Origin of the sequence: Pseudomonas sp. B22129 (genome assembly GCF_044218875.1) — a bacterium.
Taxonomy (GTDB): Bacteria; Pseudomonadota; Gammaproteobacteria; order Pseudomonadales; family Pseudomonadaceae; genus Aquipseudomonas.
Genome location: NZ_CP162592.1, coordinates 6,350,426 through 6,364,119, shown reverse-complemented (window position 1 = coordinate 6,364,119; position 13,694 = coordinate 6,350,426). Strand labels below are relative to the sequence as shown.

Genomic DNA, 13,694 nt, shown 5'->3' with positions numbered 1-13,694 from the left:
CACAGATTTTGATTGGACACCATGAGCCAGACCGCGACGATTTTGGTCATTGATGACGAACCGCAGATCCGCAAATTCTTGCGTATCAGCCTGGCCTCCCAGGGCTACAAGGTGATCGAGGCCGGCACTGGCAACGAAGGCCTGGCCCAAGCGGCGCTGAGCAAACCGGATTTGCTGGTGCTCGACCTCGGCCTGCCCGACATGGACGGCCAGCAAGTGCTGCGCGAATTTCGTGAGTGGTCGACGGTGCCGGTATTGGTGCTGTCGGTGCGGGCGAGTGAGGGGCAGAAAGTGGAAGCCCTGGACGGCGGCGCCAATGACTACGTGACCAAGCCGTTTGGTATCCAGGAATTTCTCGCGCGGGTCCGCGCGTTACTGCGCCAGGCGCCAGCGGGCGAGGCTCAGGAAGCCGCCTTGCGTTTTGGCCCGTTAACCGTGGACCTGGCTTATCGCCGGGTGTTGCTGGACGGCGCCGAAGTGGCCCTCACCCGCAAGGAATACGCGGTGCTGGCGCAATTGGCGCGGCATCCCGGGCGGGTGATCACCCAACAGCAATTGCTGAAGGATATCTGGGGGCCGACCCATACCGAAGACAGCCATTACCTGCGCATCGTCGTGGGGCACCTGCGCCAGAAGCTGGCGGATGATCCGACCCAGCCGCGGTTTATCGTGACCGAGGCGGGGGTTGGGTATCGGTTGTTGAATACTTAGATTTTTGGCGTCTGCTCCGGCCTCTTCGCGAGCAAGCTGAACTGGTCAAGTAATCTTGGACACTGATTACGGTTCACGCCGCCACCCTTTCCTTCACGACCGGCGACCTGTAGTCGTTATAGCTGTGAGGCCTGCTGATGTTGTAGCGCGAGACATAGCGCTGCACGTCTGCCCGGGCCTCATGTTCCAGTTTGTAGCCCGTTTCAGGAACCCACTCGGATTTCAAACTACCAAAGAAACGCTCCATCGGGGCGTTGTCCCAGCACTCGCCTTTACGGCTCATGCTTTGCCTAAATCCATGTTTCACAAGCGCGTTTCTGAATTTATGGCTGGTGTACTGGCAACCTTGGTCAGAATGAAACAGCACATCCTGGGGATGGCCACGCAACTCCACCGCCATGCGTAGTGCTTCGCAGGTCAGGTTGGCATCAGAAATCATCGAGAACGACCAGCCTACGATCCTGCGAGCGTACAGATCCAGAACGGCGGCGAAGTACATCCAACGCTTGCCGACCTTGATGTACGTTACGTCGCCACACCACACCTGATTAACCGCCGTCACATCAAACTTTCGCTTGAGCATATGCGGCGCCACCAAGGCCTCCACGCCCGGCGACTTGTACTTATGGCGCCTGCGCTGACGACTAGCGATGCCAGCTTCGCGCATCAAGTTGCGAGCCATATAACGTCCGACACGATGTCCTTTGGCTTGCAGCTCCTTGGACAAGGTACGTGCGCCCGCCGACTCTCTCGACGCCTTGTGGTACCTGACCAGCGCGGCTTTGAGCTTTTCCCGCTCAGGATTTGCTCTGCCTTGGCGCTGGCGCCAGGCATAGAAGCTGCTGCGGTTAACCCCGAACGCCCGGCAACACCTTTTAACGCCGTACTGCTCGTCCAGCTCATCGATCAGCGTGAATGATCTTTGGCGTCCAAAAGCAGGAGAGCACTGGCCTTTTTTAAGATTTCAATGTCCAGGTCTTTCTCCCTGAGCAGGGCTTTGAGTCTCTGGATCTCTCGTTGATCAGCCGTAATTGCTTTGGCTCCCACCGGAGTCGAGCCCAAGCGTTCTTTTTGCACTTGATCGACCCAACGGCGCAGAGCAGTAGGGCCAATATCCAGGCTGGCACAGACCTCGGTAACCGGCTGACCTTCATCCAGCACCATGCTGGCAGCCTTGAGCTTGAACTCACTCGAATAAGATTTACGCATATCCAAACACCTCAGATTTGGGCGCTATCATAGCGCCCGATTGAAGTGTCCAAAATCATTAGGCCAGTTCAAGCCCGCTCCCACATTTTGACCGCATTTCAAGTATGGAACCCGGTCAAAATGTGGGAGCGGGCTTGCTCGCGAAAGGGTCATCAGCAACACTCACACTCTCAGCGCTGCTCACTCTCATACCGGTCCAGCGTGTCACTCGCAATTTCCCGCCCCAGGGCGATCAGCTCCGGCGCCTTGTAAAACTCGAAAAACCGGCACACCCGTTTCGGTACGTTGATCAGCACATCCGGCGGGTAGCCCGCGATTTTGTACTGTGCCAATGACGTCTGCATCACTTCGAAACTCTGGTTGATCAGGTCCAGCAGTGACGCCGGCCCCACGTTGTCGATGATGAACGAGCCGGTCGCCGATTTGGGGGCGCCTTCTTTTTCCGGTGCAGCAGCGGGCTGCTGGGCTTCGGGCTCGGCCGAGTCCAGCCACGGGTTGATCTCGGCGGCCTGGGCGTGCAACGCCTCCTGCTCCAGTTTCATCAACTGCTCGGCCTGTTTGCGCCGAAATGGCAGGTGTGAGCCCAATGATTTCGCCAGGCTGTTGAAACGGCTTTTGAATGCCGGCGGGCGTGGGATCACCGGCAAATGGTAGTGTTTCTGGTTGGTGGCGTTGAGGTTGACCGCGATGATCAGGTCGCAGTGGCTCGACACTACCGGCACGATGGGCAGCGGGTTAAGCAGGCCGCCGTCCACCAGCATGCGGTTGCCTTGCATCACCGGTGTAAACAGGCTGGGAATCGCTGCCGATGCGCGCATGGCCTGGTGCAGGCAGCCTTCCTGGAACCAGATTTCCTGTTGGTTGGTAAGGTCGGTGGCGACGGCGGTGTAGGGGATGCGCAACTCTTCGATATTGATTTCGCCGACGATTTTGCGGATTTGCCCGAAGACCTTTTCGCCACGAATCGCGCCGAGGCGAAAGCTCACATCCACCAGGCGCAGCACGTCCAGATAGTCGAGGCTTTCGATCCAGTTGCGGTATTCATCCAGCTTGCCGGCGGCGTAGATTCCGCCCACTACAGCGCCCATGGAGCAGCCTGCGATACAGGCGATGTCGTAGCCGCGCCGTTCGATTTCCTCGATCACGCCGATATGGGCGTAACCCCGGGCCCCACCCGAACCCAGTACCAAGGCAACACGTTTCTTCATGGTCGATGTCCCTTCCAAGGCAGGTGCCCACAATGCACCCATTGAGGGGGGCGCTTCAATCTTCAAAGGCCGGCAATATTTTTTCCAGGAATGCCACGGCGCTCGGGTATGCTCTGGCGATAGGCGCTTTAGATTCGAGGCTGACTGACAAGGCACTTTTTTCTGTAGGCAACGTCTACAGCCTACGACTGTTTTTCTTTATTTGAGGTGTCATCGATGAAAGCCTGGATGTGTGTGCCTGTGATCGTGTTGGCCCTGGCCGGTTGTGCCGGGAAAACCGCGTACCGCGACAGCTGTGGCACGCAACTGGATGCCGCTTGGCATGAACTGGACCTGGCCAAGGCCGAAGGTTTTGCCGGTACGGTGAGCTACTCCAAGGCCCTGTCTTTGTTGACGGGCGCCAAGACCCAGCAGCAATTCGAAGCGTTTGAAGGCTGTTCCAACAAGGCCGAGAAAGCGCGCTTCTATATTCGTGAGTCACGCGCCGGGCGTTAAACCGTAGCGCCGTGCAGGGGTTTTCATCGTCAGGGGAGGAAGGGATGTCAGCTTTGGTCGATCAGTTAGTCGCTCAGGTCATTGGCCTGGAAGTAGGGTTACTGAGCTGCCAGGCTCGCCTCGCTGCCGTTACCGACGATGAAGCCTTGCACGACCTGCGCACCACCGTGCGGCGCCTGCGCAGTTTGTTGCGCCCTTTGCGCGGGCTGCCGGGTGTCGAGCAGCTCGAATTGGCCGCCAGCACGGTCGGCCAATTGACCACGCCGCTGCGTGACCGTGAGGTGCTGGCGGCGTACTTGCATGAGCAGGGTTATCACGAAGCGGCCGACCGGCGTCTGCGCCTGCAGCCCGAGGCGTATCGCCAGGTGGCGCAAAGCCCGGAGCTGGCGCACCTGTTGTTGATCCTTGATGCTTTTCCTCGCTTTATCCGCGCCTCTGAACATCAGAAATTGCTCAAGGGCCTGCGTCCGCGCATCGAAAAACGCCTGCGCAAGCAATGGCAGAAACTCGACGAAGCCTTGAAAGATCCCGGCCACGACCGCCATCGCCTGCGCTTGTTGATCAAGCGCGTGCGTTACGCCGCCGAGGCCTATCCTGAACTGGACAAACTCCCCGCCAATGCCATGTCGCGCTTGAAGAAAGCCCAAGGCGCGCTGGGGGACTGGCATGATTGCTGGCAATGGCTGGCGCAGGCTGAACTGCAAGCCGACCTGCAACCTTGTGTTGCCGTTTGGCTTCGCACCATGGCCAAAGCCGAGGGGCAGGCGGACCGGGTGCTGGACAAGCTCAGAGAGGATTGTTTCTGAAACGGTCCGGCTTTTGGCCGGAATAGGCGCTGTGCCGTGCAGGCTCGCTGGTTAAGATCGGTGCATCTGTTTTCTTGATGTGAGGTCGCCATGCGCTTCTTTGATTTGCTCGACGCCGCCCGTCGCAACCCGCTGGAGGTGACCATCCCCGCCGAATGGGCGCAGGGCCGTGCCACCTTTGGTGGCTTGGTGGCCGCCTTGCAATACGAGGCCTTGCGCGCTCAGGTGCCGCAAGGTCGTCCTTTGCGCTCCCTCGCCGTCACTTTTGTCGGCCCGGTGGCGCCGGATGTGCCCGCCAGTTATCAGGTGGAAGTGTTGCGCGAAGGCAAGGCGGTCAGCCAACTGCTTGGCCGTGTGGTGCAGAACGGTGAAGTGGCCACATTGGTTCAGGCCAGCTTTGGCGCGAGTCGCGAGTCGGAAATTGACGTCGCCAGCGAAGCGCCGCCCACCTTCAAACACTGGGACGAATGCCAGGAACTGCCCTACATCAAGGGCGTCACGCCTGAATTCATGAAGCACGTGGCGATGCGCTGGAGTGTCGGCGGGCTGCCGTTCACCGGCAATAAATCCCGCGACATGGGCGGTTGGGTGCGTTTGCGCGGTGATGTGAAGGAAGAGCCGCTGACCGAATCACATATTCTTGCACTGGTCGACGCCTGGCCCCCGGCCCTGCTGCCGCACCTGAAAAAACCGGCACCGGGCAGCACACTGACCTGGACCATCGAATTCATCCAGCCCCTGCAAAACCTGACCACCCTCGACTGGTGCCAGTACTACGTCAATATCGAACACGCCCGCGACGGCTACGGCCACGCCGCCGCCGCCCTTTGGAGCCCGACCGGCGAACTGATCGCCATCAGCCGCCAAACCGTAGTGGTCTTCGCCTGACCCTCAATGCCGGTGGCGTTGGCGCCAAGCCCGCCACCAGCCACCACTGAGCACAAAGCGCGGAAAGGTCACGAACTGCTCGACCACCAACCGCTGCACGGCATCCTTACGATCACTGAACGGCTCACTGGCCAGGGCCTCCAGGCTGTGGCCATGACGCTGCAACGTCAGGCCAGCCAAGATGCCGATCACACCGACGGCGAAACTGACCAGGCTCAGGCTGAACACCCCGGAAACAATCAGCAGAAACCCGATGATGAACAGCGGCACGGCGATCAGGTGCAGCGCCAGGTTGGTCGGGTGCTGATGGTTTTGCGGGTAGTTGCGCCATTGCCAGGCGGGGAGGTTGGGGTGACGTTTGCCCATGGTGGTGTGTCCTCTGTCCGTTGAAATGCTATGGGCAGAGTTTAGGTGGGGGTGGGCGGGGCGGCGAATCAAGCCTGGCTATGAGGTCCATAGTATCTACGTGCCTTTTTGCATAAACATAATCTGATTCGCGTGGATTAATCAGATTATGTGCGCTTCTTCTCGTATCAATAGCAAGCTGAGTCCGGGTCGTTGATATATACGGAGGGTCCGCAAAGCGAAATATACTTGGCTTTGAATTCAATGGCTGACGTTTTGGAGTTAGCTCGTAAGTCATAAAAATTTTCGCATTTGGTTATCACCATTCTCAGTGCTTCGCCAGTAGGGATATTAATGATCTTTATATCGCTCAGGCCTCCGCAATCCAAACCTATCCTGCATGTATTGAAACCCTCCATAATCCATTTCTTTGGCGGTGCATCGGGAAGCTCGGAAATATCGAACCCTAAACCGATATTGGGTCTGTCATTGTTAATGGTTACAGAGAAAAGTGTTATTTCCCCTATTTCTACAGGATAGGTAAATACCTTGTTAAAAAAAATAGAATTCTCAAGCTCGTTCCAAAATTTCATTTCTTACCTCGAAAGTAGTAGTGGTCTTTGGCACCCTCTAATTTGCCATTTTTTGGCCTTTCTTTTGGTCGAAGGTTGAAATGTGGCGGTTGATCGCCATGTCCTTCAGGTCCAAAAAATTTATGCCCAGCTCCGTGATCTTGAATCAAAACTTTAGTGCCGTTAGCTCGAGTGAATTCATACTCTCGCGTCATTACTGGCATGCCTCGCTCATTTACAACTTCATTATTTTGCTTGTCCCTCATAGATACCAATGAATATTGCCTTGTTTTCCCCAACCTAGGGTCAAATGCCGGGTCAGGGTGTTGCGTACGCGGAATTCCCGCATCGGCTTTAGCTTGTTTGAAAGCACCATTCCTTGAAACCTCCGGTGCAGACAGTTCTTCAGGTCTGTCACATTCTGGATTTTTCCTATCTTTCGGTGGGCAGTTTGCGCTCAACCCCAGTGGGTCTACCCATCCCGTCGGATTAGGCACGTACTGGAACGCATTGATCCCACCCGCCAGCTTCACCGGGTCCGGCGTCAGGTAACGACCCAGATCCGGATTGTAGTAGCGATGGCGGTTGTAGTGCAGGCCGCTTTCCGCGTCGAAGTATTGGCCCTGGAAGCGCAGCGGGTTGTCGATTTTGCTTGCGTCCAGCCGACTGATTTTGCCGTAGGCCTTGCAGTGCGCCGACCACACGATCTCGCCGCTGGGGGCGGTGAGTTCCTGTGGGGTGCCGAGGTGGTCGAGTTGGTAATAGAAGGGCTTGGTTTCTTCTGCGCCAAAGCCTTCCAGTAGGGCCAGCGGGCGGAAGCTGTCCGGCTCGTAGATGTAGCTACGGTGGCGATCGGCGTGGTGTTCGGCGATGAGTTTGTCGCCTTGCCAGAAAAATTCGGTGGTTTTGCCGTCGACGGTTTTGCTGATGCGTCGGCCGAACGGGTCGTAGCGATAGCTGGCGGTTTGGCCGTCCGGTCGGGTGATGCCGATCAGCCGGTGTTGGCAGTCGTAGCGGTATTCGGTGACGAGTTTGTGGTCTTTGCCACGCCGTTCGCGAATCAGATTGCCGAACGCGTCATAGTCGTAATGATGATCCCCCTGAATCGCCAGCCGGTTACCCGCCACGATGTCCGGCCCGGGGCGATCCTGCATCAGCAGGTTGCCCGCCGGGTCGTGGCCGAAGCGTTCCTGTTCGTCCTGTGAGTGATCGACGCGGGTCAGGCGGGCGAGGGGGTCATAGCGGTAGTGGTGCTCGCCTTTGCGGGTGTCGAAAATTCGGCTGAGGTTGCCGGTTTTGTCGTAGTCGTAGTGGCGCTGATAGAGATCATCTCTTTGCTGGGTGACGGCATGGGCGTGCAGGCGGTTTTGTTCGTCGTACCCGTAGTGGCTGATGAGCTGGCCTTGCTGGCGCTGTCGCTCGCGGCCTGCCTTGAACAGGTGAGAGGTGAGCGGGGTGCCGTTCAGTTCGACGGTACTTAGATCGCCACCTTTCCCATGGTTGAAGGTGAGCCGGTTGTTGTCCGGCAGGCGCAGGTTTTTCAGTTGGCCGCAGGCGTCGTAGCCGTAGCGCAGGGTGCCCCAGCCCTGGTGTTCGGCGGTGAGGCGGTTTTGGCGGTCGTATTCGTAGGCCAGCGCCCAGTGGCCGTCGTTGACGCCGAGGAGGTTGCCCTGGCGGTCGTAGGTGTAATCGACGGTTTTGCCGTCGGGGAGGGTTTTTCGTACGAGGCGACCGGCGTGGTCTCGCGTGTAGCGGGTAATCAGCTGACTGCCATCGTCGCCGTGTTCGGTCTTTTCCTGCAGGTTGCCGTTGAGGTCGTAGACGTAGGCGGTGCGCTGGCCGTCAAAGCCGGTTTCCTGCTGGATCAGGCCGTTGGGGTGGTAATCCAGCTGATAGGTTTCGCCGACCTCGTTTTCGATCTCGGTCAGCAATAACCGCGTGTTGTCGTAGCGATACTTGACCTGACTGCCGTCGGAATTAATACGACGACTGATCAGATGCAGCCCGTCGCCGTATTCGTAACGGGTGACGTGCCCCAGCTCATCACGTTCAGCGGTGATTTTTCCGTACGGGTTGTAGCTGTATTCCCGCGTGGTGCCGCCCGGCAGAACCACACGAATCAGCCGACCGACACTGTCCAGCTGGTACTGCGTCAGCGCGCCATATTCATCCTCACGCGCAACCTGCCTCCCCAGTTCGTCATAGCGATAACGCTTAACTCCACCATTGGGCAGCTGTTCCTCAACCAGCTGCCCACGCCCATTCCACACCAACCGATGACAACTGTGGTCGGGATACCAAACCCCGGCCAGTTGCCCGTATTTGTTGTAGCTGTAGTCGGTAACGCTGCCATCAGGATCAGTTTTACGGGTGACATCGCCCTGATCATTGCGCTCATACTTCCAGACGGCCCCACCACGCCGCACAACCCGTACGAAACCGTTGTCATGCTCGTAGGAAGTCGGCTCGTCCTCGCCGGGAAACAACGCCACCAAACGCCCGGCTTCGTCGTACTGATACGCCGTCACCGCCCCCAGCGGGTCCTGCTCAACCGTCAACCGGCCCTTTTCGTCGTAGGACTTGAAGTGCTCGGCGCCATCCGGATCAATGCGCTGCACCAGCCGCGCACGCTTGTCATGCACGTAGACTTCCTGGCTACCGTCGGCGTTGCGAACCGTGACTTGGCCGTCATCACCCCAGGCATACCGTGTATCCATCTGCGAAAAGCTGGCCCAGTGCCGGACACACCGCGCCGCCTTGCCGGACCGTTCCCAGGCCCAGAAGAAACTCGCCCCACCGGCCAGTTGGCGTTCAAGAATGACGTGCTGATCGTCGTACCGATAAACCTCGCTTTCGCCTACCGCATTGGTCGCCGAAACTAACTGACCCACTGCGTCATAGGCGTAGGAAACGACGGTTTGCTCAGTGACCCAAACAAACTCGCCCGGCCCCTCGGCTCGCTCAATCTGGTACTCCACCGCCACAATGCGGCCACGCTCATAGCGCAGAAACAGCGAGCGCCCCACGCCATTGTCCAGCCGCTCAACCCGCCCCAACCGATCCCGAAAAACCCGCAGGCGGTTGTCATACGCATCACTGATCGCCGTCAGGGCACCGTCGCGAAAGTGGTAAAACCGCGAGTCCTGTGCCAGCACCAGTTCATCGGGGAGTGTTCCCAGATAGATCGCCGCTTCAGCCAGGCTGTTGGTGATCGCAGGCCGCGAAGCCGTCGGCAACGGAAACGCCGTCGACCGATTTTCGTGATCCGTCCACACCACCGAATCACCGGCCACCGCCAGCCGCTGCGCCAGTGAATGGCTCCAGCCAAACCCCAACCCGCAATCCACTTCCACCGCACTGGTGCGATACAACCGCGTCCACTCAAACGGCAAAATCCCGTCCAGCGTGCCGTCGGTCAGGGTCAGCAATTCCTCGCCCGTCACCATCGACACCGGGCAACCGTTAGTCACGGTTTTATCAGCCGGAGCCGCTGCGTCGCCTGCGGGGTTTTTCCCCGAGGCAGGCACATCATCCACGTGCTCTTTCTGCCTCAACACCGCGTTCTGCCGCGCCCGCCAGCGCATCTGCATCGTGCCTTGCTTCAGCCCGCCGACCACGCCGCGAACCGCCACGGCCTTGTAGCGATCCACCGCCTGCATGAACTTCGTCAGAATCCCGAGCAGGCTGCGGACAAAGCCCACCGCCGCCTCCAGAATCCGCGCGCCATGCTTGACCAGCCGCAACCCCAGATAAGCCACGCCCGCCGCCGGCAGCGCGATAGTCAGCACCGCACCAATCACCAGATCGATCAGCAGCGACACCACAAACCCGGCCCCCACCTCGGCCATCTCGCCGGGTGGCAGCGCGTCGAGCCAGAGCATTGCGGTGCGTACCATCAGGTACAGCGCGGCCTCGTCACTGGCCAGCAACATGGCTTTTTCCATGACCTGAGGCGCGTCGGTGGCCAGTTGCGCCAACTGGGCGGCTTGGTCACCGAGTTGCTCGCCGAACTTCAACGGGTCTTCAAGAATCGCCTGCACCAGTTTGATGCTGTCCCACACGTCCTTGATCGCCGCCCAACTGCCGGCCAACACACCGCTGCCGATCGCGCTGGCGGTCGACTGCTGCCAATAGGGTTTGAAGTCTTTCCATTGCTCGCGCAGCCACTGTTCCAGGTCCGCCGTCAGCCCGGCGTAGGAGGCAAACAGCGCGTCCACCTGCTGCTCGGAAACGCCGCCTTGCACCCGCACCTGATAGCGTTTGCCCGCCGAGCAGTGGTGCGAACCCTTGCCATGTTCGTCCAGCATGATCACGGTGGAGCTGCCGTCATCCAGCCCGATCACTTCCACCGGGATATTGCCAATCGGCACGTCATACACCGATTCAAACGTGCTCTCGATCTTCAGTTCGCCGCCCAGTGGGCACATGACCACGGTGCCCAAAACATCCGGGTCGGTGGTGCTGACCACGGTCTGTGAGTCACCCACCCGTAACACCCGCTCCATTCCGAGCAGCGAGGGCAAATCCGCGGCATGGCTGGCGGCATCCAGCGCGCGCGAATACCAGGCGTTCATCTGCTGGCGATACTCGGCCAGGCTCTGATGAAAGCCGTTGAGTTCGTGTTCGATAAAGGTGATGTGGGCAGCGTTGGTCATTCGCAGCGCCTCCACAGGGGAAGAGCGGTGACGCCCAAGGCTCTAACGAAAAAAACCATCTGCAATCCCTCGCACTGTGTGATCAGGCGGAGGACTTTGCAGAGGTTCGTAAGGAAAAGAAGTCAGCGCTAATCGCGCAAGCGAGTAGGGCGTTTCGCCGAAAACTTCGGCAAATGGAAGGGCGGGTGTAGGTGCAGGATTTCAGGTTAAAAGGTCTTACAGCTTCAATTGCCCAATCGCCTTGCTCAACTCTCCAGCCAGGGTCGCCAGCTCATTGCTGGTGGTCGCCGAGTCCACGGTTTGCTGCACCGTGTTTTCCGTCACATCGCGAATGCTGACCACGGCACGATTCATTTCTTCGGCGACGTGGCTTTGCTGTTCGGCGGCGACGGCGATCTGGGTGTTGCTCTCGCGCATCTGCGCCACGGCGCCGGTGATTTCGGCGAGGGCCGCGCCGGCTTCCTGGGCTTGTTGCACACAGTCGTCGGCCTTGAATGAGCTCTCCTGCATGAAGTCCACCGCGTCGCGGGTGCCGGCTTGCAGCGCCGAGACCATACGGGTGATTTCGTCGGTGGAGCTTTGCACGCGCTTGGCGAGGTTGCGCACTTCGTCGGCGACCACGGCAAAACCACGGCCCATTTCGCCGGCGCGGGCGGCTTCGATGGCTGCGTTGAGGGCGAGCAGGTTGGTCTGTTCGGCGATGCTGTGGATCACGCCGACGACGCCGTTGATTTTCTGACTGTCCTCGGCGAGTTTCTGGATCATTTCGGCCGTTTGCTGCACGCCAGTGGACAGCCCGGCGATGGAGCGTTGCACGCGGGTTACCACTGCCTGGCCGCTGCCGGCGAGGGTGTCGGCGGTTTGGGACAGGTCGCGGGTGGCGCCGGCGTGCTGGGCGATATGGTAGACGGTGGCGGTCATTTCATTGATCGCGGTGGCCGCCTGGTCGGTTTCACTCTGCTGGCCGAGCATGCCGTGCTGCACCTCGTTCATGCTGGTGGCCAAGCGCGCGGCGCCTTCGTCCAGTTGGCGCGCGGTGCGTGCCACGGTGTTGACCACGCGCTGGTAGCCGGCCTGCATGGCGTTGAAGGCGCTGGCCATTTGACCGACCTCGTCCTTGCACGCCAAAGGCACACGAGCCGACAGGTCGCCGGTTTTTTCGACGTGCAGCATCACGTCCTTGAGCGTATTGAGCTGGCTGAGCAGGAAGCGGATCAACAACTGCGAGGCGCCGAGCATCGCCAGCATCAAAATCAACACTGCCACGGCGTAGTTGGCGAAGCGCTCGCCGAACACCTGGCCCAAACTGGCGCCATAGGCCAGCACGGCGATCTGTTGCCCATCGGCACGGGTGATCAATTCGGCACCGATCAGCGGGTTTTCACCCAACAGTGGCATGCGATTGAGTTCGACCCAGCCGTTGGCTGTGCTCAGGGCTGACAGATCCTGGTTTTCAATCTGTGGGATTTGGCCACGCGCAAACGTCAGCCAGTGCTCGCCCTTGGGCAGCGGCTTGTCGGCAGGCCAGGCATTGAGCAATCGCCCCTGTGCCTGCGCGGACGTTTGGGACGCATCGCTGCGCGCCTGTTGTTCAAGCTGCACGGCGTACAGCACCAGCAGCAACGTGGTGATGAAAGCGACCGCGTTGACGGCCCAGAATTTGTATTTCAGTGAGATATTGCTAAGCCAGGCACCCATGGAAGGTTTTCTCTGATAGCGGAAACAGCATTGGCAAGGTGCCATTATTGTGCCGCTACTCAGGACGCCGGTTTTGACATGGGTCAATGCGCCGCATCAATCCACGGCAGGCAGCCCGAAAAACGTGCGGGCACAGGCGGTACTGTGTGTGGCCAGGTCTTCAACCGTCTCGTTGCGATGCAGGGCCACTTCGCGCAGCACTTCAGGCAGATAGGCCGGTTCATTGCGGCCATTTTTCGGCTTGGGGCGCAAGGTACGGGGCAGCAGGTAGGGCGCATCGCTTTCCAGCATCAGACGCCCACGGGGGATTTCCCTGACAAGCGGATGCAGGTGAGTCCCACGGCGCTCGTCGCAAATCCAGCCGGTAATACCAATGTGCAGGTCGAGGTCGAGGTAGCTGAACAGCGCCGGTTGCTCGCCCGTGAAGCAATGCACGACGGCGGCAGTCAGGTGGTCGCGGTAGCCCTTCAAAATTTCCAGCAAGCGCTGATTGGCATCGCGTTCGTGCAGGAACACTGGCAGCTTCAGCTCAACGGCCAGGGCCAGATGTTCTTCGAGGACTTTTTCCTGCTGCGGGCGTGGTGAAAAATCGCGATTGAAGTCCAGCCCGCACTCACCCACGGCCCGCACGCGTGTTTCGTTGAGCAAGCCGCGCAAGCGTCGCGCGCTGTCGCTGTTCCAGTCGCTGGCGGAGTGGGGGTGGATGCCGGCGGTACTGAACAGGCGTTGGCCGCTTTCGTCGAGTTTTTCGCACAGTTCCAGCGCCTGTTCGCTGCCGTCGACACTGGTGCCAGTGAGCACCAATTGTTGCACGCCGGCGGAGTAGGCGCGGTCGAGAACGGCCTGGTGCCTCTCGTCGAAACTGGGGTTGGTCAGGTTGACGCCGATATCAATGAGTTGCATGGTGCTATCTCCGCCTGCGGCCGGAAAGCATATCAGAGCTGTAGATTTATAAGAAAAACTAAGAACTACAACGAGTTATAGCTGTCTTTGAACGTCGCAAGCGACATTGTGGTTTACCGAAAGTCTTCCACCCTGCCGCCGTTGCACGCAAAGCCTGCGCATAAAGCGCTCTGTTTCTGACCTCCAGCGTCTCGTTTTTCACGA

12 protein-coding genes are annotated in these 13,694 nt (G+C 59.2%); 4 read left to right on the top strand and 8 right to left on the bottom strand.

The genetic code is table 11. The features are described 5' to 3' along the window. The first annotated feature begins 21 nt into the window (after positions 1-21). Positions 22-711, top strand: a complete 690-nt coding sequence (locus AB4P94_RS28950; RefSeq protein ID WP_395608503.1) for a response regulator — start codon at positions 22-24, stop codon at positions 709-711. Between the two features lie 73 nt (positions 712-784). On the opposite strand, the gene AB4P94_RS28945 is transcribed toward AB4P94_RS28950, so the two are convergent. The 3 genes from AB4P94_RS28945 to AB4P94_RS28935 form a co-directional block, all read right to left on the bottom strand. After that, positions 785-1,609: an IS3 family transposase gene (locus AB4P94_RS28945; protein ID WP_395611313.1), complete on the bottom strand. Its 825-nt coding sequence runs from the start codon at positions 1,607-1,609 to the stop codon at positions 785-787. A gap of 8 nt (positions 1,610-1,617) precedes the next feature. Continuing rightward, entirely contained in the window at positions 1,618-1,920 is a 303-nt protein-coding gene (locus AB4P94_RS28940) for a transposase (protein ID WP_014717988.1), read from the bottom strand. Between the two features lie 170 nt (positions 1,921-2,090). Then, positions 2,091-3,128 (bottom strand): patatin-like phospholipase family protein, encoded by a 1,038-nt coding sequence (locus tag AB4P94_RS28935; protein WP_395608502.1) that lies wholly within the window; start codon positions 3,126-3,128, stop codon positions 2,091-2,093. Between the two features lie 216 nt (positions 3,129-3,344). On the opposite strand from AB4P94_RS28935, the gene AB4P94_RS28930 reads away from it, so the two are divergent. The 3 genes from AB4P94_RS28930 (at position 3,345) to AB4P94_RS28920 (ending at position 5,317) form a co-directional block, all read left to right on the top strand. Continuing rightward, positions 3,345-3,623 carry a hypothetical protein gene (locus AB4P94_RS28930; RefSeq protein ID WP_010176194.1) on the top strand — a complete coding sequence of 93 codons (279 nt, stop codon included), beginning with the start codon at positions 3,345-3,347 and terminating at the stop codon, positions 3,621-3,623. A 44-nt stretch (positions 3,624-3,667) separates the two neighbouring features. Further along, positions 3,668-4,429 carry a CHAD domain-containing protein gene (locus tag AB4P94_RS28925; protein WP_395608501.1) on the top strand — a complete coding sequence of 254 codons (762 nt, stop codon included), beginning with the start codon at positions 3,668-3,670 and terminating at the stop codon, positions 4,427-4,429. Between the two features lie 90 nt (positions 4,430-4,519). Continuing rightward, a complete protein-coding gene (locus AB4P94_RS28920) occupies positions 4,520-5,317 on the top strand; it encodes an acyl-CoA thioesterase (protein ID WP_395608500.1) in 798 nt (265 codons plus the stop codon). 3 nt (positions 5,318-5,320) lie between these two features. Here the strand turns inward: AB4P94_RS28920 and AB4P94_RS28915 are convergent, their stop codons facing one another. The 5 genes from AB4P94_RS28915 to AB4P94_RS28895 all read right to left on the bottom strand — a co-directional run bounded on the left by AB4P94_RS28915 (position 5,321) and on the right by AB4P94_RS28895 (position 13,490). Continuing rightward, positions 5,321-5,683, bottom strand: coding sequence for an Mpo1-like protein (locus tag AB4P94_RS28915; protein WP_395608499.1), 363 nt, complete (start codon positions 5,681-5,683; stop codon positions 5,321-5,323). Positions 5,684-5,850: 167 nt separating this feature from the next. Further along, positions 5,851-6,255: an Imm50 family immunity protein gene (locus AB4P94_RS28910; protein ID WP_395608498.1), complete on the bottom strand. Its 405-nt coding sequence runs from the start codon at positions 6,253-6,255 to the stop codon at positions 5,851-5,853. After that, on the bottom strand, positions 6,252-10,889 hold the full coding sequence (locus AB4P94_RS28905) for an RHS repeat-associated core domain-containing protein (protein WP_395608497.1): 4,638 nt from the start codon (positions 10,887-10,889) through the stop codon (positions 6,252-6,254). The genes AB4P94_RS28910 and AB4P94_RS28905 overlap by 4 nt, the downstream gene beginning before the upstream one ends. A gap of 216 nt (positions 10,890-11,105) precedes the next feature. Further along, positions 11,106-12,587 (bottom strand): methyl-accepting chemotaxis protein, encoded by a 1,482-nt coding sequence (locus AB4P94_RS28900; RefSeq protein WP_395608496.1) that lies wholly within the window; start codon positions 12,585-12,587, stop codon positions 11,106-11,108. A 96-nt stretch (positions 12,588-12,683) separates the two neighbouring features. After that, positions 12,684-13,490 (bottom strand): TatD family hydrolase, encoded by an 807-nt coding sequence (locus tag AB4P94_RS28895; protein ID WP_395608495.1) that lies wholly within the window; start codon positions 13,488-13,490, stop codon positions 12,684-12,686. Positions 13,491-13,694: the final 204 nt, after the last annotated feature.

Bases quoted from the DNA above. Each gene is read 5' to 3' on its own strand.
- AB4P94_RS28950 (WP_395608503.1), top strand. From the start codon at position 22: ATGAGCCAGACCGCGACGATTTTGGTCATTGATGACGAACCGCAGATC.
- AB4P94_RS28910 (WP_395608498.1), bottom strand. From the start codon at position 6,255: ATGAAATTTTGGAACGAGCTTGAGAATTCTATTTTTTTTAACAAGGTA.
- AB4P94_RS28905 (WP_395608497.1), bottom strand. From the start codon at position 10,889: ATGACCAACGCTGCCCACATCACCTTTATCGAACACGAACTCAACGGC.
- AB4P94_RS28935 (WP_395608502.1), bottom strand. From the start codon at position 3,128: ATGAAGAAACGTGTTGCCTTGGTACTGGGTTCGGGTGGGGCCCGGGGT.
- AB4P94_RS28920 (WP_395608500.1), top strand. From the start codon at position 4,520: ATGCGCTTCTTTGATTTGCTCGACGCCGCCCGTCGCAACCCGCTGGAG.
- AB4P94_RS28900 (WP_395608496.1), bottom strand. From the start codon at position 12,587: ATGGGTGCCTGGCTTAGCAATATCTCACTGAAATACAAATTCTGGGCC.
- AB4P94_RS28930 (WP_010176194.1), top strand. From the start codon at position 3,345: ATGAAAGCCTGGATGTGTGTGCCTGTGATCGTGTTGGCCCTGGCCGGT.
- AB4P94_RS28915 (WP_395608499.1), bottom strand. From the start codon at position 5,683: ATGGGCAAACGTCACCCCAACCTCCCCGCCTGGCAATGGCGCAACTAC.
- AB4P94_RS28940 (WP_014717988.1), bottom strand. From the start codon at position 1,920: ATGCGTAAATCTTATTCGAGTGAGTTCAAGCTCAAGGCTGCCAGCATG.
- AB4P94_RS28895 (WP_395608495.1), bottom strand. From the start codon at position 13,490: ATGCAACTCATTGATATCGGCGTCAACCTGACCAACCCCAGTTTCGAC.
- AB4P94_RS28925 (WP_395608501.1), top strand. From the start codon at position 3,668: ATGTCAGCTTTGGTCGATCAGTTAGTCGCTCAGGTCATTGGCCTGGAA.